This window comes from Xenococcus sp. PCC 7305 (assembly GCF_000332055.1).
GTDB lineage: Bacteria > Cyanobacteriota > Cyanobacteriia > Cyanobacteriales > Xenococcaceae > Xenococcus.
In genome coordinates this window covers 1-18260 of record NZ_ALVZ01000190.1, presented here as the reverse complement: position 1 = coordinate 18260, position 18260 = coordinate 1, and the positions used below count along the sequence as shown (strand labels likewise).

The window sequence follows — 18260 nt, the reverse complement described above, 5'->3', positions numbered from 1 at the left end:
TATCGGCTCTTGTGGCATAGTAATATTACATAAGTAATATTACTAGTGTATTTCATTGGAGAAGTGAATTATGGATACTTTCTTTGATAGCAGCGATAGTTTAAGTTTATTGTCATCTGGGGACTTAAGTGAATCGACTCCCAGTGAAGAATCAAATGCCCTATTTGGTCAAGAGGGAGACGATAATTTTAATGGTGGCGAAGGCAATGACACCTTATTTGGGGGTGGTGGTCGAGACAGTTTATTCGGTGGTAGAGGCCGGGATTCTCTAGATGGAGGACAAGATCATGATTTCCTCGTGGGAGGCGCTCACGATGATACCTTAGTTGGTGGAGCAGGTCATGATACTATGTTGGGTCAGTCCAATATGGACTATTTATATGGTGGAGCAGGTCATGACCAATTAAAAGGTGGGGATGGCAATGACACCTTATCCGGTGCTGATGGTTTGGATTCTTTGTACGGAGGTGCTGGATTTGACCAATTTGAAGTTTGGCGAAGTGGTTGGGATAATCAGAACATTATTGCCGATTATGAAGACGGGCAAGATAAAATTGCGATCCATGACGGTCAAATCAGTGGCTTTGAAAATTTATCGATCACACAGACGGGCTCCTCTGTAACGATTCAAGACGCTAACGACTCTAATATTTATTACGCAACAGTCAACGATATCTTAGCGAGTGATTTGACCGCTAGTGACTTTTTATTTGCAGCTTCCTAGGGCAAATTTTTTTATATATTTCATCAACCTACTAATTAACTTTATGCATAACTGAGGTATTTTGTCGTAACTTTAGAGGCATCTTGATGGATTTGGCTTCTAGTTGAGAAAACCCAAAACTTTCTAAACTATCTAGTAAAGCTTCTGAGACGATCGACTCTTGGGGCTGGGCAAGCATTAAATAAAAATATTCTACTAATTGTAAGCGTTGTTCTCGGCTGAGATGATTTTTTTTCTCTAAACTAGTTAGTTGTCGGATTGCAATTAAACGTTTGAGTGGTTCAACAGCAGTTAATTCCAGAAGCAACTTCTCGAATTGAGTTTCAGAATTGCGATCGCGATTAAGATGCCATCCTAGTAAAAATAGGGTAATTAAGGTACCAAAGCCTTGTAAAATTGAGCCTGTAGCCAACCAACGATTTTCCGAATCTGCCCAAATAGAGGCCGTCATATAGGTGACAAAAGCGCCCATGCCACCGGTTGCCACGGCCAAAGCTAGTTTACGATTGTAGCCAGCCAGTAAACCTTGCCATCTACGATAAAATCTCTGCCAATGTTGTTGTTTGAAAGTATAAACCACCAACATGACTAAGATACCGACAGAAGTTGCCAAAAGTAATTTCCAATTCCACCACCATAAAAGGATTGTTCCGAGGAGTAATAGCCCTTTAGTAGTGATTTGGGATACCTGTTTGGGAGACAAGGCCATAATATCCCAGTCTTTGGCTTGAGCTTGGGACAAAATTGATAAGAGAGCTTGCTCCCATCGGTATAAAATCTTGGACACGAAGGTTATTTACCGTAATATTCAGCTACAGCTTACTAATTTAGCATCAATATCTAAATAATTTTAATTTAATATAATTGTACCTAACCCCTAAAATCTAACTTCTAAAATCTAAACCCCTATTCAATGAGGCATTTATGTCAACTACAGTGAATATTTCTAGTAATCCAGATAAAGAGAAAGCTCTAAATTTAGTATTAAAACAAATCGAGCGTAACTTTGGCAAAGGTTCCATCATGCGTCTTGGCGATGCGGCACAAATGAAGGTGGAAACCATCCCCAGTGGCGCCTTAACCCTAGATATTGCTCTTGGTGGCGGTTTACCTAAAGGAAGAATTATTGAAATCTATGGTCCGGAAAGTTCAGGAAAGACCACACTGGCATTACACGCGATCGCAGAAATTCAAAAAACAGGAGGAGTAGCAGCCTTTGTCGATGCCGAACATGCCCTTGACCCGACTTATTCTAAGGCTTTGGGGGTCGATATCGAGAATCTCTTGGTGGCGCAACCAGATCACGGAGAATCAGCTTTAGAAATAGTTGATCAATTGGTGCGTTCTGCGGCGGTAGATTTGGTGGTAATAGATTCGGTAGCAGCATTAGTTCCCCGTGCAGAGATAGAAGGGGAAATGGGTGACAATCAAATGGGATTGCAAGCTCGTTTGATGAGTAAAGCTTTAAGGAAAATTGCGGGCAACATTGGTAGATCAGGTTCTACGGTAATCTTTCTCAATCAGTTACGCCAGAAAATTGGGATCACCTATGGTAATCCTGAAGTTACGACAGGAGGTACGGCATTAAAATTTTATGCTTCGGTACGTTTAGATATTCGCCGTAGTCAATCTTTGAAGAAAGGTAGTGAAGATCAATACGGCAATCGCGTTAAGGTCAAAGTCGCTAAAAACAAAGTTGCACCACCGTTTAGAGTCGCTGAATTCGATATTATCTTCGGTCAAGGGATTTCCCGCATGGGTTGCATTCTAGACATTGCCGAAAGTGAAGATATTATAGTTCGCAAAGGTGCTTGGTATAGCTATAACGGGGATAATATCGGTCAAGGTCGAGAAAACACAATCACATATCTAACAGAAAATAGCGAGCTGGCAAAAGAGGTTGAACAATTGGTGAGAGACAAATTAGTCGTCGACCCTACCAAAGGTGAGGCTGTAATAGAGGATAATCCCAATGGCACGGCTCCAGAAGCATAATTAGCCCACCCATTTTAGGAGTTAGGGAAAGTTTTGTGCTTCATTCCTCGCTCCTAGTTCCTCATCCTTCATCCCTCATCCCTCATCCCTTATACTTTCACTCTCCGATTAGAGATGTTCCGAGATTGGCAGATTGCCATAACTTGTAAATTGATGTTTCCGCCTGATCACCAAGAGTTGAGACAAAAATACCCGATTCACTATTTTCTTTTGTTGTGATCCAAGTACCCCTTAATCTGAATTCCACAGATTCCTCATCACAAGGATCTAATTCAATAATCCCCTCATATTCATCTTTGAAGGCAGCTATATTTTGAATGTGAGGAAGATCTCCAGGCAGTAAGACAGAAGCAGTGCTGGGTTCAATATAAATGCTTGTAGAGGCACGTAAGCAGAGTAAAACCCTCTCTACCAGCCAATTTTCCAAAGATTCTGGCAAATGTTCCAGATAAAAGCCCGTATTAGTATAAGTAATTTTTAACATTATTTACTTTCCTCATTAAAAATTATAATTTTCTTAGCTAGTTGAATTTTCACTAAAACTTACTTATAAGCAGTTATAAAAACATGATTACTCCTAACTCTCTTTAAAGAAGAACGAATCTCCCCTCTATTCAACTTTTCACCATTTCTTAAGAATGTGCATTGATACAAATCACTGCGGAGAATAAATTTTGAGAAGTGCTGGCAATTTTGCTGATCAGAACTAATAAATTAACTTTTCTTTTTACCGATAACCTTTCTTTTCTAGGAGTTAAAACTTCTGGCACAAAATAAATAAAATCTGTGGCTGAGCAATCTGTGAGAGACAGACTAATGAACTTTTGTTAAGTTTCTTGTTTGATATTGATCCTTTTCGTACCTTATTCCGTTACATTTCGGTTGTAATTCAGATTTTAATTGAATTTTTAATTCAATCTTCCTGTGGTTTGTGTTGTAATTAAAGCTATACTCTGTACTGCGATCGTGTTTAGATTCCCAGCTTGGTAATATAGATGCAATTGCTATTCATATCTACGGAAAAACATCTTTTATCCAATATTGTTGCTGAGCTATTGTCTCGGATTTGATGAAATATTGGATTGCAGAGTTCAGGAAGTAACACCAAGGTTGCTTGTCAGTAGTGTCTAAATAAATGTATTTAGTACTACACTAATATTACCGAAATATCTAGTCGTTTATAGGAGCAAATTATGCGAACTTTAACTCGTACGTCAACCACTGAAATGGAAGTCACCAGTATCCGTCTGGAACGAAGCCTTAAGGATAAACTAAAGGAACTGTCGGGAAATCAGGGATATCAGGCGTTGATCAGAGATATCCTATGGAATTATGTACATCAAAAATCAGGAGATTATCGACCTCAATTTGCGGCTTCTGATATTCGTGCCACTGCTGAGGCGGTTGCGAGGAAGGATGAGAGTTGTGCTCTGACAGGAAAATTAATCCAAGAAGGCGAGACCATGTTACTCGCTTTCACTATATATGGTGATTTTGTGCCCTTGAGTTTAGAAAGTTTGGCAACCACCGAATAAATATTTTGATATCAGTTGAGATAAGGTCAGGGAGTCTTAAACCTGCTTATCTCAACAGCATGCGCAACAATGAAAGGAAGATTTATTGCGACACAACCCTTAGAAACTAAGGGAGAAAAAGGGGAACAACTAGTTTGGGAAGCAATTCAGTCCGCATTTGGAGAGAGAAATTGTCTGGCTTATTGGCGTTATCCGGTTTTTTCCCCAGGGGGCAAATTTCGCAAAGAACCAGATATTCTAATTGCTGATTATAGTTTAGGCTTAATTGTCATTGAAGTTAAAGCGATCGCAATTTCCCAGATAGTAGGAATTAATGGACATCGTTGGCAATATCAGAATTTCTATACTAATTATGGCGCTCCGTATCAACAGGCAGAAACTCAATTGTTTGCGCTATTAGACTATAGCGATCGCGAACCGATCTTGAATAAGCAAATTTCGGCTCAAGCATTAATCGCTCTACCTTATATTACACAAGAAGAGTGGCAAGCCAGAGGGTTTAATCAACTTCCAAGTAATCCGCCGATTTTATTTAAAAATGATTTGGTACAACCGAAAACTCTTCATTCGGTGATTAAGGCAAGTTCGTCATTAAGATTGGCTCCTCAAATGACAATAACTCAATGGAATCTGTTACTCGCAACTTTAGCCGGAACTGCTATTTATCAGACCAACGTCAAGCAGACTAGCCAGAACAAACAGAGTCGTCGTCGTATTTTGCAACAAGCGCGATCGCGTTTAAATCAATTAGATTGGCAACAAGAGCTCATCGCCAAACAAATTCCGACTGGAATGCAGAGAATTCGCGGCGTAGCTGGTTCAGGCAAGACAGTGATCCTCTGCCAAAAAGCAGCTTTGATGCATTTAAAATATCCCCAATGGCAGATTGCCTTAGTATTTTTTTCCAGAAGTCTTTATGAAGTAATCACAGAAGAAGTTAATCGCTGCATTCAGTATTTTACTAACAGGGAACAACAATATGATGCGGAAAAATCTAATCTCAAAATCCTTCATGCTTGGGGTAGCAAAGATCAACCAGGGTTTTATAGTACCATTTGTAATTTAACCAGAAAAAGAGCAATTCCCGTAGCCGAAACTGTTAGTAGAAAGCCGAATGAATCTTTAGGAGAAGTCTGTTCCTATTTATTGGAAACTACTGCGATTCCTCAGGTTTTTGATGCTATTTTAGTTGATGAGGGTCAAGATTTATTAGTAGAGCAATGGCAATATCAAGGTAAACAACCCTTCTATTGGCTAGCTTATCAGGCTTTGCGTCCTGTCAATCCAGTTCATCCCCAACAAAAAAGATTGATTTGGGCCTATGATGAAATGCAAAATTTGTCTAGTTCTCAAGTGCCTACCGCAGAAGTATTATTCGGAGAAGAATTAGCCCATTTAGTGACAGGGCAATACCACAATAATATTCCAAAAACTATTAATCTATCTCGCTGTTATCGCAGTCCAGATTCCATTCTCAATATTGCAAATGCGATCGCAATGGGCTATTTAGCTCCAGAATCAATTTTAACCAGTTTCAATTATGAGGAAGAATGGGAAGCGATTGGTTATCAAGTCTCAGGCAAACTGGAATCTGGTGATCAAATTATCTTGGAATATAAAGCAAATAATGATGCTAATTCCATCGAAGCGCTGTGGCAAGACGAAATGGTCAATTATCAGGTTTACAGTTCTCGACCGCAAGAGCTGACTGATTTGGCTGCCAAGATAAAATACAATTTATCGCAAGATGAGCTATTGGCCAATGATATTTTGATTATTCCTTTGGGCTCGACTCAAAATAGCAATTTTTTAATCCAGCAAACTGCCAAATTTCTAATGAGGCAAAACATTAATATTTATATTCCTGGAACTGAATCTATTAATTCACTGGAGCAAAAAAGCAATAACTATACTAATAAATTTTGGCATTCTGGGGCAGTGACAATCGCCAATAGCTATCGAGCCAAAGGACAAGAGGCTGCGGTTGTATATATTATTGGATTAGATAATTTAGGCAAAGCTCCCTACAATCTAGTTTTGCGCAATCAACTATTTATCGGTTTAACTCGCACTCGGGGCTGGGTAAATTTGAGTGGGATTGGGGACTATGATTTTTATCGGGAGCTAGAACAAGTGATTGCCAATGGGAAGAAATTTAAGTTTATGTTTTCAAGTAGTAATGTCAGAGCTATTAGTATTAGCGATCGCGCTAATCTATTAAGAGGATATGCCTTGGGCAGAAGAAATTTCTCCTATGCCAATTTACAAAATGCCAACTTAGCGAGTAAGAATCTAACAAAAATTAATTTAATTGCGGCAAATCTTGTAGCTTCAGACTTGCAGAATACAAATTTATCGGGGGCGAAGTTAATCGAAGCCGATTTGACAAATGCCAACTTGCAAGGAGCTAATTTATCAGGAGCCAAGCTCATTGGAGCTAATTTAACTGACGCTAATTTAACTAATACAATTTTGGATAACACAATTTTTTGATCGTTATATATAACGGGGAACAGGGAACGGGGAATATACCTAAAACCTAACATCAGTCCTGACACGTAAATAAATATGCCAAGTCGTTGATCTTCAGATGCCCTAAATTTACCAAAATACTTACCCTGCACATAAAAAATTCATCAACCAAGATATATTGAAAAATAGAAATGGGTACTCTAAAAAACAAGAGGCAGGATTTCTTGAGAATAGAGTAACCATGGGAAGATATCTAAACAAAATCGCGATTTCGCCAAAGGCAAAGCGCTACGCGATCAGCATAAGCTCAAACTTCACGATTGCAACAACTATGTATCTATTGAGTCTAGGAACTATTACTAGTCCTACTCAAGCAGGTGCTTTGCTAGCAGGAAAATACGGTTACTCCAGTAGCAATGTTAAGCTGTTGCTATCGCCTTCCAAAAATCAAGATATTATTAATTTATTATCGGGAAATCAAGCTACAGAAACTAACAAATCACAGGATTTGCAAGTTGACCTATCACAAAAATTAGATAGCTTAGAATCTGTAGATCAACTCAATAAGCAAATTGAAGACTATTATCAAGTATTTCTAGACGAGCCAACAAATCTTACGCAAGAAGAAGCGGAAGCAATTTTAGATAAAGAATTAGCTGGACTGCCCAATGCCGACCAAATCAATCAAGATATTCAAGAGAGATATCTAGGACTACTTGAAGAAGATACAGAGATGATGGGCATGATAGATGCTCGTAAATTATTATCATCTGAAGATAATCTGTTGGGTGCCGAGTTTGCCGAAGGAGCGGAGATTGACCCCGAACAAGCTGTTGCCATGCTTCAAGGTGAAGGTCTTTTAGATGCTCTGCCTGGTGAGAAAGGTAACACTTTTCCTTTACCTTTAATAGTTGGCTTTAGTCTAATCCTCATGACTGTGATGGCTCCAATTTTTCTAGCAGTCGGCAAGGTATTAGAAGAAGGGATTGTTGAAGGTTTACAGGAAAAATATGGGAAGCCAAAAGCTCCAGAAAAGGCTGTCACTTTACACAATAAGACCTTTAGGGAATTAAAAACCTTGGCCAATAGGGCTTTGAGGATTTCCGATGAAAAATTTGGCAGTGAAGAGTTTATGGTATACATCAAGCTCAAAAAACAGGTTGACCAAGGTCTTAATGAATATCAAACAATTGGTCAAAGTATTAAATATTTAGAAGTTGCGATCGCAGCCCAAAGTAGTTTTTTAAAATTAGAATCAACAGAATTGCGTTTTCGCAGTCGGAAACAGCAAGAATTTTATAATTTCGTTGCGGATACTATTTCAGATGATCTTGATAAGGATGTTTTTCGCGATAAGGTGAAAAAGAAACTTGGTCAAATACTTCCCCTTTTGAATAGTGAAGAAGGCAGGAATGCATTACAGTCTTATATCAAAGAAGTTAATGAAATTTCTAAACATGATTTGGGGCTAAAATTATTAGCTTTGTTTAAAAAATATCAATTAGCTGATTTCACTATTTTAAGAACAGTATCTGACATTACGCAACAACTAGACGCCCAAGATTTATTCCAACTCAAGGGCTTGATAGTTTTAGTTTTGGAAAATTATGATGTTTTTGAAAAACTGTCCCCGATAATTGGCGTTTCCGAGGAGGAACATTCTCCTGAAACCTACGCCAAGATGCTGCAATATATGGGGCTCGTCAACAGACATTCCAAAGCCTATCAAGAATTTATTTTGCTACTCAATACCTTGAAAAAATGGGAAAAACCCTATAAATCTTTAACCTTGATTCGGGAACAATATTCAGCTAGTGAATATAGAATTCCCCCACAATTTTCTACAGAGTTACCAGGAGTTGCTCTTTATGAAAAATACAAAAAACATCTTCACAGCGAGCAGTTTTCAAAGGATTTATAATAGGGCCATAAGACAATAAAGAACAGGAGAGATCGCGATCGCCGGTAAAAAAGAAGCAACCCGGATCTTCGTAATTTCCAATAAATTAAAACCGATCGCCATAATCATTAACCCACCCACCCCACTTACAAGCAAAATAGAAGGATTATTATTCGGATCAGGAATCACATTGGCAACTAAACCTGCTAGTAACGACAACCCTCCCTGATAAAAAAATAAAACGACAACCGAAAATCCCACTCCAATGCCATAAATATTAGCTAAGGCAATAGCTACAATACCATCCATAGTTGCCTTGATGACTAGCAAAGTATTATCACCATTTAAGCCATTATTTAGACAACCAATTAAAGTCATTGGCCCCACACAAAATAACAAACTACTAGCGACAAAACCCTCAGTAAACAAACCCTGTCCCCGAAACTTTGCCTTTAAGAAATCTCCAATAGATTTTAATTTCTCTTCAATCTGCAACCATTCACCAAAAATACCACCCAAGACAATTGCAACCAATCCAACCACCACTCCATTAATAGCTCCTGCATCAATCTTGCCCATACTATCTGTCATAGTGACTCCAATCCAAATAGTCACTAAACCAATGCCTTGAGTAATGATCCTTTGTATTTTTGCCGAGAGCCGATTTTTTAAAATTAGACCAAAACTAGAACCAATTAAAACCGTCACAATATTAATCCAAGTCCCACTAGTTTTCGCCCAAAAATCTAATACCATAAATTATCCTCATGACTATTTATTATCCACATATTTATGTGTCCTACAATACAAATTTGTTTCTAAGTATGTGAAATATATAAGAAGACAAAGATATAAAAATATAAAGATAAGGTACTAATGTCGTTTCTTGGCGGATTACATCACCTATATCATGTCGTTTTACGATATACTACTTTTAATAGATTAAGTTAATCATTTGACTTTGTGCTTAATTAAATTGAATGGACATTTCTTAATATGAAGAATCTAATTAAGGTACTTGGGTTAGCGTTTGCTATTTCTCATATTCAGCTTAATGCTTCAGCCCAAATATACTATCCTTCAAACCAAATATACTATCCTTCTGCCAGTTTTTTCAATCCTTCTGCTAGTTTATTTAGAGGTGCAAACAAGGATATAAAGAGATGGCTTGAAGTTCATGATGCAACTTTTTTTGCTTCCCTGCTAGAAAATAGCGATTTAGAGTCCGAATTGAAGAATGAAGATTTGAATACGACCCTCATTGTTCCAGTAGATGATGCATTCAACAACTTATCGGCTGAAGACAAGGAGAAACTATCGAATCCAGAAGAAATAAATAAATTAATCAAATATTATTCTATTCCTGGAACAATTTCGGAAGATGATATTAAAAATCAAAAGATCACTACCTCCGATGGCAATACTATAAGCATTACAGGGGTAGTTCTCGAAGATCAAACGGAAGCAATTTTGCTAAATAATTCAACAGTACAGAAAATTGAAAAGGTTAGTGAAAATCTGATTGTAGTATTAGTTGACAAAGTTTTAATCCCTGAAAATCAGATTGATCAAATAGGAATCTAGATAATCCTAAAATGGAAAGGATAAATCTACAAGTAAATCAGGATTGGGAATGATGAATAAATTCGCAGATTATACTGATTTGACACACCCCATGCCTAAAGGCGAGAGGGTTTTTGCTGCAACGAGTCTCCGTTAGACGGCAGAATTACTCCAACTGCCCAAGAGAGAGACTCTCCCCAAGCGTAAATTCTGCTATGCCCTGGCTAGTATATTGAATTGAACTCTCTTTGAAAAACTTTAATACAGAGATAATTAGTCTTTATGCCTTGCTGCTATATCTATATTTTTTTAGAGTAACGAACACTAAAATGAAATCCATCATCTTGAACATTATCTCCACGATCATCTAAATCAATTAATGGTGGTGCATAATCAAGTCGGATATTCAAATCACTAATAGGTTGCCAAATAAATCCTAATCCAAGCGCCGCTAGAAAATTTTGATTTGGCCGCTCATTAGGATTATCATCTGCATTCCAAATAGCACCCATATTAAAGAAAGGGGCCAAAGTGAAGATTGGTTGACCAGCTGTACTTCTACTTACAGTAAAACGATCCTCAATAGAAAATAGAAACCCATTATCTCCTGATCTCGTATTTTGACGATATCCTTTTACTGATTGACCACCCCCAATAATAAATTGTTGAGATGGCAGCAAACTATCAGGAGTTAATTGAAACTCACTTTGAATAATTAGAAAATTATCCTTATTAAGTACTTGTACTCTTTGTATTTGACCTAACCAACTAAAAAATTTCCCATCGGGAACAGACTCAGAGCTATTAGTAGTAGCATCAAAAAGATCTATTCCCAAATTTAGACTAGAAGCAAATGCCCAAGCGCCCTTAGGTTGACGCAAAATATAATCCTGTCCAAAGCGAAGCACACTAGTCTTACTTGCTCCCTTTTCTGGTCCTGCGATAAAGCTAAAACCATCTTCTTGTAAAAAAGTTTGTGAATCCTGATAATCAAAGCCTAGCGACAAAGCAACTTCTTGTTTTGTGCTCCGAATTATTGGTTGCCGATAATTTAATCTATAAAGTTCTGTTTCTCCATTAATATCAAAATCTTCCCCAATCCCATTAACAATTTCATTTCTGTTAAGCTCAATTTCAGCAGTAATAGTTCCATTTTTGGGATTAATGGGAACTTGATATTGGAAATTTAGATCAAATGTATCACTAAAAGCTTCTATTCTAGGAAAATATGAAGTTGAAAATGTATCTCCCAAACCACTAAGATTCCGATAAGCCAATTCTAAACCTAAACGTTCTGAACCAACACTTGGAGGCGAATAATTATCTATCCCAAAATCCAACGCTAAAGGTTTAGCAGCTTTCACTCTGACTATCAATGTACTTCGGCCTATCCCACTACCAGCGGAGAGATTAGCTTCTATATTCTCTATTAAAGGGTCTGTTCTTAGTAGACGTAGTTGTTCTTCCAGTTTCCTAGTATTTAGAGGAGAGGCAGCCCCCAAATTAACCCTAGAACGAACATATTTAATTAATTTGTCTGCGCCGATAATTTTGATCTCTTCGATCTCTCCTTCAATAATTTCTATTTGAATGTTTCCCTCTGCAAGAGAATCAGAATTAATGACTGCTCTCGAAGTTATGTAACCATCCTGTAAATATAACTGAGTTATTTGATCGGCAACTAATCTTAGTTCTGACAGAGAAGAAATCTTGCCTTCTAGGGGTTGAATAATTGTCTTGAAATCCTCTTGTGGGAAGATAGTACTACCTGAAACTGTTATCGTATCTATTTTAATAGAAGCTTGTGGATCTACTTTATTCAAAGGAGTAGAGGAAGGAGCCGTTAAAGATTCTTGATTAGCTTGGGATAAAAAAATATTAGCTTTTTGATGTTCAAATTCGGAATTAATACCTGCTTGAGCATAACAATTATTGTCAATTGAACTTACCAAGCTAAGAAAAAATACAATGAAAAATAGATAATTATTTTTTAATATAAATGAATTATCGCAGCCAAAATATAACGTCATAAAGCGCTTAAATATAAATTTCATTTGCTTACAACTTAAATTAACAAAAAATCACTTTTATAATAGTCCCAACTATCTTTTTAGTCATCTAAAAACCGCATCTTTTTGTAATACAATATGCATCAGAAATAGATCAAACTTTATAGATAAAACTTGAATTACTTACCGAGCAAAGTTGATTTTAACCAACTTGAATCAATTTTAACCAACTTGAATTCCCTATTACTAAAAGCACTAATATAACACTAATTTAAATTTTGTCAATGTTTGGTATGTAAAAATTTTTCAAGTATTCATAGTCTGTATTTAGCCCTAAAACCCTTGTTAATTCGTTAAAAATGACAAAATCGTTTTTTGAAAAAATCTCGAAACCCGGACAGAAAAAATTTAAGTTTAAGAGTAGGCAGATGTTAAGTATTACAAACTGTACATGTTATTTAAGTAATATAAGAAAAAACATTTTCAGACTATTAGAAAGATAGAGTAACGAAAACTTAATATTTTCAGGTGGAGTTTTACCATGAAGCTACTCTTTAGTTTAGGAACATGTTGGAATTTGAGGCTAAAAGAATAATTTATTCTTGATTTAATTGAGTCAGTCAATTGTTAATATTGATTAAGAACAATGAGAGTTTTTTGTTGAAGTTGTGAATACTATGGGGAGCTGTAAAAAATAATCTTAGGAGATTATCGTAAGTCAATTACAATTGCGGATGGTTTATTTTAAAAATCATGAAGTTTACCTATTCTTTGATCGATACTATAATTAGTATATTTTCTTATTAAAAACTCAAAAAAACTACTAAAAGCACAATGGTTTCTCCCAGCAATAAAAGAAAGAGTAGAATCTGTTCCTCGGTTCTCAACCGCTGCAATGTAATATCTTGCATATTCTTAGCAACAGGTTATTTAACACTAACAATTGATTCTGTTGCTGCTCAAATAATTATTCCCTCAAACAACGGTCTAATTGGGATTGATCTTGATGGCAATGGCACGATTGATGTACCCACTGGCGTAACAGTTGATGGGCCACCAGAGTTTACTCCAGAACAGGGTATTGAAATCGAAACCAATCTTCAGCCCACCCCGAATGTTCCTACCTCACCGGCACCAGGCTTAGTTACTTCTTATCCGCAAAATAGAGTTCCTCCTCGGGAATTATCTCAACGAATAGCGAAAGTGGATGAAGATTTGACTACAAGCTATCAATACTATATTGGGGAATTAGAGGAAGAAACATCAGAGGTTTCTTTAGCCCAAATTCAGCAAGACCTCACTAAAATTGAAGAGGAAGCTGGAATTAAACCAGCAGTCATTTATGCAGTGTTTTATCCTTCAGAAGCTACTCTAAATAGTGGCCAAGTTGGTTTTTTTCCCCAACCCGATGATGAACTAGAACTAATATTAGTCACGGCAAAAGGAGATGCTGTTCGCAGACGAATCAAGGGGACAGATCGAGCTCAAGTTACAGCAGCTGCCAATCGTTTTAGCGATAGTGTTTTTTATGGATTGCCCGAGGAAAAATATTTACCCCCATCACAACAACTGTATCAATGGCTAATTGAACCTCTTAGGGAAGAGCTAAAAGCAAGAGAAATAGAAAATCTTGTTTTTATTTTGGATAGCGGAATTCGATCCCTACCTTTAGCCGCATTACATGATGGGGAAGAATATCTGATCGAAAAATATAGTGTGGGAATGATACCTAGTTTCAGGCTGACGAATACCAAATACCAGGATATTCGGGATGTCGAAATATTAGCTATGGGGGCTGATAATTTTGCCGACCCAGAATTATCACCTCTTCCAGCAGTACCGACCGAGTTGGATATTATTGCCCAAAGTCTATGGGAAGGAGAATCCTTTCTCAACGAAGACTTTACAGTAGAGAATCTCCAACAAACTCAAACCAATCAACCATTTGGCATTTTGCATCTTGCCACTCATGCTGAGTTTTTACCGGGAAAACCTTCTAATTCATTCATTCAGTTTGGCGATCGCAAATTGGGTATAGACGAAGTTAGACAGCTGGGATTAAACAATCCGTTAGTACAACTTATCGTGCTGAGTGCTTGCAACACTGCGGTGGGAGATAGAGATGCCGAATATGGGTTTGCCAGCTTAGCTTATCAGGCAGGAGTTAAATCGGCCCTTGGAAGTTTATGGTACGTGAGTGATTCTGGGACTTTGTCATTAATGTCTCAATTTTATAGGGAGCTTAAAAGTTCACCAATTAAAGCTGAAGCTTTGCGTCAAGCTCAATTGTCTCTATTGAATGAAGAAGTTCGTTTAGAAAAAGGAAAATTAATTGTGGAAGACGTAACGTTTGATTTACCTGCTGAAATTACAGAACTGGATATAGATTTAACTCATCCTCGCTACTGGAGTGCCTTTACTATCATTGGCAACCCTTGGTAGCTATCGAATCCGGGTAAGCTTTTTTAACGATAAGCAACTTATAATCGCAGTTTTTACAGCTTTATTAGGCATAATTTTGTTTTATTGCTCATCAATAATCAGAAGTTTAAATTCAATTAATTTTGTAATTTTGACTTCTAAAAAATTTTTATTTTGTTCATTATCCAAAATTGAAAGAGAGATATTTTTATGTCACATTTTAGATATGCAACGCTTTTTTGGGAAGATAATCCTAATTCAGATGATCCATTAGCGATTCAATTTCGTGGTGAACAAGCTTATCGAAGAAGTTTTTTTGGAACTCCCGGAGTAGGCGAGATAATAAATGTTGGAACTCTAAACTTTGGCGATGGATCGTCTGAGTCTTTGTACTTAGAGATAACAGTGGCTGATTCCCAAGCCGATGTAATTCAAGGTCGTCTTGTAGATGCCGGTGGCGATCTAATTAATTACATCTATACTTCACCAGGGAACTATACAGCTTTTTTCGAGAACTTTGCTCGAATTTCAACTCTGCAAAATAGTAGTGATTCTGATTATAGGACAGAAACAACTGTTACTATTGACGGTGGTGGAACTAATGGCCCAAGCAATCTACCACCTTTTAGTAGCTTGCCTTCTATTGTTACAGTTCCTGATGATGCTAATTTTAGTTTCCAAATTCCATTTGTAGATCCTAACGGAGATAATGTCACCTTTCGTTTAGCTACTACAGTAGAAAGTGGAATTGTTCCCTTCCCAAATGGCTTAGTCGTAAGTTCATCCGGGCTTTTAAGCTGGCAGAATGTCGCAACACCTGATTTTACAGTTGTAGGTGATTTGTGGACTACCCAAGTCATTATGGAAGATTCTGTAGGAGCATCAAGTCCGATTGATTTCATTTTGGAGATCGTAGATCCTTCTACTGTAAATGAAGCTCCACTAATTAGCTTTGATCCTGCTGGTCCATTATCTTCTCAAGTAGGACAGCAACTATCTTTTACCGTAACAGCTGATGACCCAGACGATGACGATATTGCTTCTCTAGTCCCCTTAAATCCACCTCCAGGGATGACTTTTGTCCCTAATCCTATAATTCCTAATGATCCAGCCACTATAACTGTTAATTGGACTCCCACTATTTCCCAAGCTGAACAAAGTTTTGTTATCCAGTTTCAAGCAACAGATTCCCGTGGAGCACAAAACTTACCAAGTTCAATTACTATTACTCCTTTTGTCAATGAAAATCCTATTATTATCAACCCTGAAACTAATCCTGCAACTATCAGTATCCTGGAAGGACAAACTAATGTCATAGATATCGGGACCACTGATGATCTAGATATTGAAGGAGAAGGATTGATCTATAGTCTTGCAGGAGCAGATGAAGAACTATTTGCGATTAATAGCTTTGGTATCTTAACCTTTATTAATCCACCAGATTTTGAGAATCCTGGAGATTCTGATGACGATAATAATTATGAGGTTCAAGTCATAGTGACTGATTCTGGTGGACTGACAGATGATCAAGATTTGACTGTCACAGTTGCTGATTTAAATGAAGATTTAGGTTCTCTAGATCTGATTCAACCTGATCCAGATATAGCTGCTACATTTATTGGGCCTACTGGGATTTCTACCGACGGATTGGGGACCTCCGATTCAGGATTATTACAAGCTGATATTCCTGCAGGTTCAACAATAGAGGCTGCCTATTTGCATGTGGCAACCCGAACATTTGACGTATCTTTCCAACCCGATACTATTAGCTTTGATGATCAATTAGTTGATATCACTTGGCTAGAAAATGTAGGGGATGCTTCAGTATTGAACTTTGAAACAGGTCGTGCAGATGTTACCTCCATTGTTAGCGATAGGGTGGGCCTCGGTGGCGGACTATTTGATTTTGCTGTTGGTGAAACTACTACAGGTCAACCTGAATTTATTGAGGGAACGAGTCTATCTGTTATTTACTCAAATCCGTCTTTGCCAGAAAGAAGCATTTTCCTCTTAGAAGGTGGGCTTACAGGGCCGACGCCACAAACGAACACCGTGTTTCTAGCTGATCCTATAGATAAAAGCGATCCAGACTTTATAGCTCAATTAGCTTTAGGAATCCAGTTTGGATTTGTGCGGGGAACTCTTCCTGATCTCCAGTTTAGTGAAGTTGATATCAACGGCGTGCGACTAACAAGTTCAGCAGGTGATTTTGACGATGGCTCTGCCAGTAATGGTGCACTGATCACTGTTGGTGGGGTAGGTGATTCATTAGACAATCCTATTGATCCTTTTGACAATTTAGCTAGCGATGACGAATTATATGATTTGACAGATTTCCTCAATGATGGCGATAGTTCTATTCAGATTGATACGGCTAATCCCTCTAATGACGATTCTATTTTTCTGGTGGCATTGACATTACCTGGTAATGCTACTATTTTGCCGAATGAAGCTCCTACTATTATCATTCCTGATACTACTCCTGCCACTGTTAGTATTCCTACCGGGCAAAGCGATGTCATAGATATTGAGACCACTGATGATCTAGACATTGAAGGAGAAGGATTGACCTATAGCTTAACAGGCTTAGATGCGCTTCTGTTTAACTTAGATAACGAGACAGGAGAGTTAACCTTTGTTAATACACCGGATTTTGAGAATCCTGAAGATGCTGATGGTGATAATAATTATGAGGTTCAAGTCACAGTTACTGATTCTGGAGGTCTCAGTGATCTTGTGGACTTAACAGTAAATGTTGATCAAAATGATCCTCCCATAATTATCAGTCCTGACACTGCAAATATACTAGAGAATACAACCTTAGTTATCGATGTAATGTCCCTTGATGATAATGATTCTGAAGGACTAGGACTTACCTATAGCATTATTGGAGGGGCCGACTCAGCATTATTTAACATAGATCCTATTACTGGCATAGTAGACTTCGACACAGCCCCCGATTTTGAAAACCCTCTGGATATCAATACTGATAATAACTACGAACTTGAAATTGAGGTTGCTGATTCTCAGGGGTTGAGTGCGACGCAAGTTTTGACTGTAACGGTTACGGATAATCTACCTCCCGATGCAGTTGATAATATTTACACTCTTAATGGGGAGCCTTCTATCGGTGGCAATCTGATTAGCGATAATACAGGAGACGGTGTTGACAGCGACCCCGAAGGTGATCTTTTCACTGTTACTGCAAATAGTGAGCCTCTAGCTGGTTCAGTGAGTATCGACGCTGATGGTTCCTTTACCTATACCCCTGATCTTGATGAGTTTAGCGATAGCGATAGCTTCACCTATACGATTACTGATTCAGATGGCGGAACTGATACTGCAAATGTAACGATTAACGATTTTAACACTGAGCCCATAGCGAATGATGATGAAGATACAACAGATGAAGATACAGCAGTAACTACAGCAGTATTAGACAACGATAGTGACCCCGACGAAGATCTCCTAACAGTAACCAGCGCTACCGATGGGGGCAATGGCACAACTACTATTAACGCAGATGGCAGCATTACCTATACTCCAGAAGAAGACTTTAACGGGATTGATACCTACAGCTATACTATTGCTGATGGAAATGGAGGAACAGCGACTGCAAATGTAGAAATTACAGTTGAATC

12 protein-coding genes are annotated in these 18260 nt (G+C 37.8%); 8 read left to right on the top strand and 4 right to left on the bottom strand.

What is annotated here, in order from left to right; genetic code table 11:
- Positions 1 to 70 precede the first annotated feature (70 nt).
- Positions 71 to 724, top strand: coding sequence for a calcium-binding protein (locus tag XEN7305_RS14955; RefSeq protein ID WP_006510302.1), 654 nt, complete (start codon positions 71 to 73; stop codon positions 722 to 724).
- Positions 725 to 755: 31 nt separating this feature from the next.
- Here XEN7305_RS14955 and XEN7305_RS14950 read toward each other — a convergent pair whose 3' ends face one another.
- Positions 756 to 1511, bottom strand: a complete 756-nt coding sequence (locus XEN7305_RS14950) for a hypothetical protein (protein WP_006510301.1) — start codon at positions 1509 to 1511, stop codon at positions 756 to 758.
- A gap of 137 nt (positions 1512 to 1648) precedes the next feature.
- Between XEN7305_RS14950 and recA the strand changes: the two genes are divergently transcribed.
- Complete coding sequence (gene recA, locus XEN7305_RS14945; RefSeq protein WP_006510300.1) at positions 1649 to 2719, top strand: recombinase RecA; 1071 nt, start codon at positions 1649 to 1651, stop codon at positions 2717 to 2719.
- Positions 2720 to 2816: 97 nt separating this feature from the next.
- Here the strand turns inward: recA and XEN7305_RS14940 are convergent, their stop codons facing one another.
- The gene (locus XEN7305_RS14940) at positions 2817 to 3203 is read right to left on the bottom strand and encodes an alr0857 family protein (protein WP_006510299.1); all 387 of its coding nucleotides are present in this window, start codon (positions 3201 to 3203) and stop codon (positions 2817 to 2819) included.
- 709 nt (positions 3204 to 3912) lie between these two features.
- Here XEN7305_RS14940 and XEN7305_RS14935 point away from each other — a divergent pair.
- The 3 genes from XEN7305_RS14935 (at position 3913) to XEN7305_RS28225 (ending at position 8647) form a co-directional block, all read left to right on the top strand.
- Positions 3913 to 4254, top strand: a complete 342-nt coding sequence (locus XEN7305_RS14935) for a hypothetical protein (RefSeq protein WP_006510298.1) — start codon at positions 3913 to 3915, stop codon at positions 4252 to 4254.
- Between the two features lie 69 nt (positions 4255 to 4323).
- Entirely contained in the window at positions 4324 to 6747 is a 2424-nt protein-coding gene (locus tag XEN7305_RS14930) for a pentapeptide repeat-containing protein (RefSeq protein ID WP_006510297.1), read from the top strand.
- A 220-nt stretch (positions 6748 to 6967) separates the two neighbouring features.
- Complete coding sequence (locus XEN7305_RS28225) at positions 6968 to 8647, top strand: hypothetical protein (protein ID WP_144053285.1); 1680 nt, start codon at positions 6968 to 6970, stop codon at positions 8645 to 8647.
- Here XEN7305_RS28225 and XEN7305_RS14920 read toward each other — a convergent pair.
- The gene (locus tag XEN7305_RS14920; protein WP_006510295.1) at positions 8642 to 9382 is read right to left on the bottom strand and encodes a DUF554 domain-containing protein; all 741 of its coding nucleotides are present in this window, start codon (positions 9380 to 9382) and stop codon (positions 8642 to 8644) included. The two genes, XEN7305_RS28225 and XEN7305_RS14920, sit on opposite strands and share 6 nt — an antisense overlap.
- 240 nt (positions 9383 to 9622) lie before the next feature.
- Between XEN7305_RS14920 and XEN7305_RS14915 the strand changes: the two genes are divergently transcribed.
- Complete coding sequence (locus XEN7305_RS14915; protein WP_006510294.1) at positions 9623 to 10210, top strand: fasciclin domain-containing protein; 588 nt, start codon at positions 9623 to 9625, stop codon at positions 10208 to 10210.
- A 278-nt stretch (positions 10211 to 10488) separates the two neighbouring features.
- On the opposite strand, the gene XEN7305_RS14910 is transcribed toward XEN7305_RS14915, so the two are convergent.
- Positions 10489 to 12141 (bottom strand): ShlB/FhaC/HecB family hemolysin secretion/activation protein, encoded by a 1653-nt coding sequence (locus XEN7305_RS14910; protein WP_158500405.1) that lies wholly within the window; start codon positions 12139 to 12141, stop codon positions 10489 to 10491.
- A gap of 891 nt (positions 12142 to 13032) precedes the next feature.
- Between XEN7305_RS14910 and XEN7305_RS14905 the strand changes: the two genes are divergently transcribed.
- Together XEN7305_RS14905 and XEN7305_RS26750 are read left to right on the top strand one after the other, a co-directional pair.
- Positions 13033 to 14640 carry a CHAT domain-containing protein gene (locus XEN7305_RS14905; protein ID WP_006510292.1) on the top strand — a complete coding sequence of 536 codons (1608 nt, stop codon included), beginning with the start codon at positions 13033 to 13035 and terminating at the stop codon, positions 14638 to 14640.
- Between the two features lie 189 nt (positions 14641 to 14829).
- Positions 14830 to 18260, top strand: a 3431-nt coding sequence (locus XEN7305_RS26750) for an Ig-like domain-containing protein (protein ID WP_006510291.1), incomplete at its 3' end; no start/stop codon positions are given.

Bases quoted from the DNA above. Each gene is read 5' to 3' on its own strand.
- XEN7305_RS14935 (WP_006510298.1), top strand. From the start codon at position 3,913: ATGCGAACTTTAACTCGTACGTCAACCACTGAAATGGAAGTCACCAGT.
- XEN7305_RS14955 (WP_006510302.1), top strand. From the start codon at position 71: ATGGATACTTTCTTTGATAGCAGCGATAGTTTAAGTTTATTGTCATCT.
- XEN7305_RS28225 (WP_144053285.1), top strand. From the start codon at position 6,968: ATGGGAAGATATCTAAACAAAATCGCGATTTCGCCAAAGGCAAAGCGC.
- XEN7305_RS14915 (WP_006510294.1), top strand. From the start codon at position 9,623: ATGAAGAATCTAATTAAGGTACTTGGGTTAGCGTTTGCTATTTCTCAT.
- XEN7305_RS14930 (WP_006510297.1), top strand. From the start codon at position 4,324: ATGAAAGGAAGATTTATTGCGACACAACCCTTAGAAACTAAGGGAGAA.
- XEN7305_RS14905 (WP_006510292.1), top strand. From the start codon at position 13,033: ATGGTTTCTCCCAGCAATAAAAGAAAGAGTAGAATCTGTTCCTCGGTT.
- XEN7305_RS14940 (WP_006510299.1), bottom strand. From the start codon at position 3,203: ATGTTAAAAATTACTTATACTAATACGGGCTTTTATCTGGAACATTTG.
- recA (WP_006510300.1), top strand. From the start codon at position 1,649: ATGTCAACTACAGTGAATATTTCTAGTAATCCAGATAAAGAGAAAGCT.
- XEN7305_RS14920 (WP_006510295.1), bottom strand. From the start codon at position 9,382: ATGGTATTAGATTTTTGGGCGAAAACTAGTGGGACTTGGATTAATATT.